The organism is Vibrio sp. 10N.222.46.A1 (assembly GCF_041473595.1).
In the GTDB taxonomy this organism is placed as follows: domain Bacteria; phylum Pseudomonadota; class Gammaproteobacteria; order Enterobacterales; family Vibrionaceae; genus Vibrio; species Vibrio tasmaniensis_A.
In genome coordinates, this window is sequence record NZ_JBFRSN010000981.1 from 1 (window position 1) to 4,595 (window position 4,595).

General features: G+C 43.7%; 3 protein-coding genes. 1 reads left to right on the forward strand and 2 read right to left on the reverse strand.

The annotated features are described in order from the left end of the window. The first annotated feature begins 406 nt into the window (after positions 1 to 406). Entirely contained in the window at positions 407 to 763 is a 357-nt protein-coding gene (locus AB4496_RS22790) for a hypothetical protein (protein WP_102257653.1), read from the forward strand. A gap of 138 nt (positions 764 to 901) precedes the next feature. On the opposite strand, the gene AB4496_RS22795 is transcribed toward AB4496_RS22790, so the two are convergent. Both AB4496_RS22795 and AB4496_RS22800 read right to left on the reverse strand, forming a co-directional pair. Continuing rightward, a complete protein-coding gene (locus tag AB4496_RS22795; protein ID WP_102257654.1) occupies positions 902 to 1,915 on the reverse strand; it encodes a LacI family DNA-binding transcriptional regulator in 1,014 nt (337 codons plus the stop codon). 96 nt (positions 1,916 to 2,011) lie between these two features. Further along, a partial coding sequence (locus tag AB4496_RS22800) for a GH116 family glycosyl hydrolase (protein ID WP_372132066.1) occupies positions 2,012 to 4,595 on the reverse strand: 2,584 nt, incomplete at its 5' end.

The following is a 4,595-nucleotide window of genomic DNA, read 5'->3' on the forward strand; positions in this document are numbered from 1 at the left end:
TCCATATAGAGTCCTCGAAGCGATTTTTTTCACTGTTATCGTTACAGCAGAAGAACGAGATATCATCCTAGCGGCAACAGCTGAAAACGCGACCCAAAAAGCCAAAGAGAGAGCCTATAACGTTTTAGAACCTCTCTTAATTGAGCCACCTAAGTTTCTTTTAAACTAAGACGCTTTTGTCCCAGATCGATTCGTGTAACCAGATGAAAATAATTACAAAAATGATCACTATTGCCCCGTAGAAGTTACTAGCTTTTTTCAAATGTCCTCTTGCAAATGATTGCGAGAAAGATGGAGATATTTGAATGAGCGATGCACCAGAAGATAGTGATAATTTAAGTCTGCGGAAAGTGAGATAGAATGATTAGCGCGTGCCAATCCATTCAATTCTACATATGAGATTATTATGAAAAACTCTAAAATCAAAGCTATTATTGCTCTTTTGTTCTGCGTTGGTGCCACAAAGATCTATGCTAGTGAAGAATGGGGATATATAGCAAATGACCATTATGAATGTGAAAATGATCACATGGCGATTAATACATCAAAGGGTTGGTTATTAGCTGAGGCCTACCCTCCATACTCTGGCTTGAATTCAGGCTCTTACATCAAAGGCAATCTGCGTCAATATGGATTTCAAGACGTTTTAGTGTTTAAAAATGAACATGACTCGTCTCCTTCAAGCGCAAGGATCTATATTGATAATTACTGGATGAGTGATGAAGATGCTGGGCGATATTGCTACTCCGGTGAGGACCTGTAGGTTACTTCAAAACTATCTTGACTACTTCTATCCGGCTTGAATCGTATGCTTGGAAAGCCTTCACTCTGCTGTTCTCAAACTTGCTTTTGTCCCGAAGCGAATCATCACGGGCGCACCACCTTGAGGCTTGCCTTGAAATTAACGATACAGAGACTTGGTCGACTCTCTGACGATTAAATCAATGGGTGGCAATCGAGCTTCATGCCGTTCGCCAGATAACAAGTTCAAGATCGACTGAGCACACACTTCGCCAATCTCTTCAATCGGCTGCCTTAAGGTGGTTAACGCTGGCGTAAAATACTTCGACGTTGGCAAGTCATCAAACCCAATCACAGACACATCTTCTGGCACTTTATAACCGTGGTCAGACAGCGCCTTAATCGCACCGTAAGCCGTTTGGTCATTAGCAGCAAACAAGGCGGAGAAGTGAACCTTAGATTCAATCAACTCTACCGTTTTCTCGTAGCCTGACTCACTACTGAAATCACCCTGTTTAACGAGTTTTGGCATCACTTTAATACCCGCCTCTTGAAGTGCTTTCTTATAGCCTTCAAAGCGATTTCCCGAATCAGGTTGAGTTGAAAGCCCCTTAATATGAGCAATATTCACATGCCCTTGTTGCAGTAAATGTAAGGTTGCCATGTAGCCGCCCAACACGTTATCAATGTTGATGGAGCGGACATTATTCTCAACAAAATCGTAGCCAACCATCACGATAGGAATGTCTTGTGCATACTTGGCAATCTCTTCCTGAGTAATGCTTCCTGTCACGATGATCATGCCATCCACGTTACTTTTTGCGAGATACTCCAACGCGTGCATTTCTAACTTTTTCTGCCAATGCCCTGTCGCGATCACTAACGAATAGCCTTGAGCGATCAGTGTTTTCTCCATGTCATTGAGAATACGACTGGTATAAGGGCTGTCAGGGTGTTGCACCAAGACACCAATGGTGAGTGAACGTCGGTTGGTGTTTTCTTGCATTTGAAAATTAGGTTTGTAGCCAGTGTCTTTAATCGCTTGCTCAATATTTTGGCTTTTATCGTCAGACACATAAGTGGTTCGATTAAGGAAGCGAGACACAGTGCTGGGAGAAACACCAGCCAGTCTTGCTACATCGTATACTGTTGTTTTTTTTGTTTTAGTGCGCATCTCGAATCCCTAATCAAGTGACATTCGGGGAGCTTTAAGCTCCCCATCAGTTTCTACCTGCATACCACTGCTTTCGTTAAAACTCGTGTCATTAAGTTAATACATGTAAGCGAAGATCATCCCCGGTCTGAAGTAACGACCAGCCGTATATTTCAAGCCAGTACTCAGTAACCATTTGTGTAAGCCTGCCAGCTTTTCTAACGGAATTTCACCGCTCACCATTTTAACAAAATTATCAGTATCTTTCGTCAAGGTTGGATTAATCCGACCGTCAGACAGCACACAGTTTTGACATTTAAGTACACTTAGCCAGTTTTTCGCATCATTTTGCGTCAATTTAAATGCTTCTATAAGATCTGCCTCATTGACAGACACAGAGCAATTGAACCCTTCTGGCGCTGCAAATGGAATTTTTGAATAGTCATAGAGTGCGGTATACACGGTATCCATCAATGTTTCTGCTTGCTGGTTTTTACCTGCCAGACTCAACGCCGTTGCGACACTAAACTGCACACCAATCCACACATCTTGAGCCTGAAATGCCTCATGCGGCGAACCATCGGCCAACGTCATATTCGCAACCCCAAGCTTAGGGCTGTTAATTTCGAAGTTATGCTTATAAACATAGTCTAGTGCGCGTTGGATGTTCTCTTGCGGGAAAATACCTTCTAAACCGATGAGCTTTAGGTAGCTGTCAGCCAACAAGGCATCGCCAAAGCTGTTGTCGGAATCTGGCACTAAATCTAAGTATTCTTGAGTAAAGGCTTGTGGCGCCGTCTCACTCAGCAAGCGTTTCTTAGAGACTCTTTGAGATACCTTACTGATGCTGATGGAAGTATCCGTTTCATTGAGATAGGTATTGAGCGTGTTCTTGTCAGCAATCGCATCACCAGTCAATGAAAGTCCTAAGGTTTCCAGAGCTTGATAGCCTTCACCTGTTAAATGCTTGGCTTGAACTGGCGTCACGAAGAAGTGGTAGTAACCCTCTTTGTCATCCCACAAGCTTTGCTCAACGGTTGCCAACGCCTTTTTAGAACGCGTTAAGTAACCGCTAGCTCGCTCGCTTTCACCCATCAATTGAGCAAGTTCGCTCGCGGCTTGCAAGCCAGCAACCCACAGGCTCGCACAATAAATAGAGATGCCGTGAGAAGCTAGGTTATCAAAGGTATCGTCTGTTCCACGGGTTAGCGGCAAATCATCGCCTTCAGCGATCAAGTTCGATAAGAAATCGATGCTCTCTGTTACGGCCTGCCAGCACTCTTTAACCACAGAAATATCTTGTGTGTTTTGATAGTGGCGGTACACCATCAGAATGTATTTCGGTGCTAAGTCCTTCCACTCTTTCACGTTGTGCCAGCTGTACGCGTCAGGCTGGATGTCGAATGGGCTGCCCAAGTCGTGGATTACCGCGCCTCGAATGGCACGTACGCCTTGGTACTTGTCATCAATCAATTCTGCATTAGGCGTCGCTTCGTATTCCCAGTATCGGCGCTCGGTAAAGTCTTCCGCCAAAATGGCTTTCGAGAACGCTTTCATCACGCAGCCATCAAGCTCAGGCAGCAAATAAAGCAGCGAAAATGAGCCGTAGAAGTACACATCCAGAGAGTTAAAGAATGGGTAGTCGACACACTCTTTTACTAAGAACTTATCTTCTTTGTCCCATACCGTTGATTCCGCTAAGAACGACAATGAGTTCATCGCCATCGTCGCATAGCGAAGTGCCGATTCAGGCTGCGAGATCTTGTTTTGAGCTTGCTCTAAGAAAGTTGTTTGTTGTGCGACGATCTGCTGCTCAATGGCTTCGAGCTTTGGCAACATGTCTTCTAACATAGGTAATGCAGGCTTTACTTGCGGGTAAAATTGCGTGTAAGCCTTATCTGAGTGCCAACCATTAAGCATGACTTTGCTGTGAGCCATCACCTGTGCAAAACGCAGGTCAACAGACTCACCCGCTTCTAATTCAACCTGAACAACAACCAATGCGCTCAATGCTTCACGCCCCGTATAAATTCCTGTTTGGAATTCAGCGTTGGTACGGCCTGTTTTCAGTGCGAACTCTGTTTGCTGAGCAGTCTTAGAGGTATAAAGCGTTGGTTTGACAGAAATCGAAACCTTACCAGATTCAGTCAAATGGTTATCCGCTTGAACACCAAACACCACTTCGCCTTCAATATCGCTTTGATAAGGCGATTGGCTAGACAATTGAACACCCGTAAAACTGTGACTTTCGCCTTTTAAGTTAACCACTTCATGCTGCTGAGCAATCGGATTTTGAGACAAGGTACATGCCGAATCCTGAATGCCATCACGGCCTTTTTGGTAGGTAGAGCCAATCAAGTTTTGTAGCGGCTGAGCAAGCGTAATCACGCGTGGTTGCGATGAATTATTGGTTAATTCGAAGTGATTCCAATGCATCGGTAAAGAGCAAAGGCGTTTGTTCTCTTTAACGATCGGAGAGACTACCTTACGCTTTATATTAATATCTTCGAAGCTACTGTATTTATATTCAGCCAGTGGATATAAAGCTTGGCATTCTATATCCCTGCCATTAACACTATCTATATCACTGCCATTGATACTATCCATATCATTATTATTACCCGCAGTGAGTGATAATAATCTCGTTGTATCATTTATTAATAAACCATTAAAGAAATCTAAGGCTACATATAATTGACAA

Bases quoted from the DNA above. Each gene is read 5' to 3' on its own strand.
- AB4496_RS22795 (WP_102257654.1), bottom strand. From the start codon at position 1,915: ATGCGCACTAAAACAAAAAAAACAACAGTATACGATGTAGCAAGACTG.
- AB4496_RS22790 (WP_102257653.1), top strand. From the start codon at position 407: ATGAAAAACTCTAAAATCAAAGCTATTATTGCTCTTTTGTTCTGCGTT.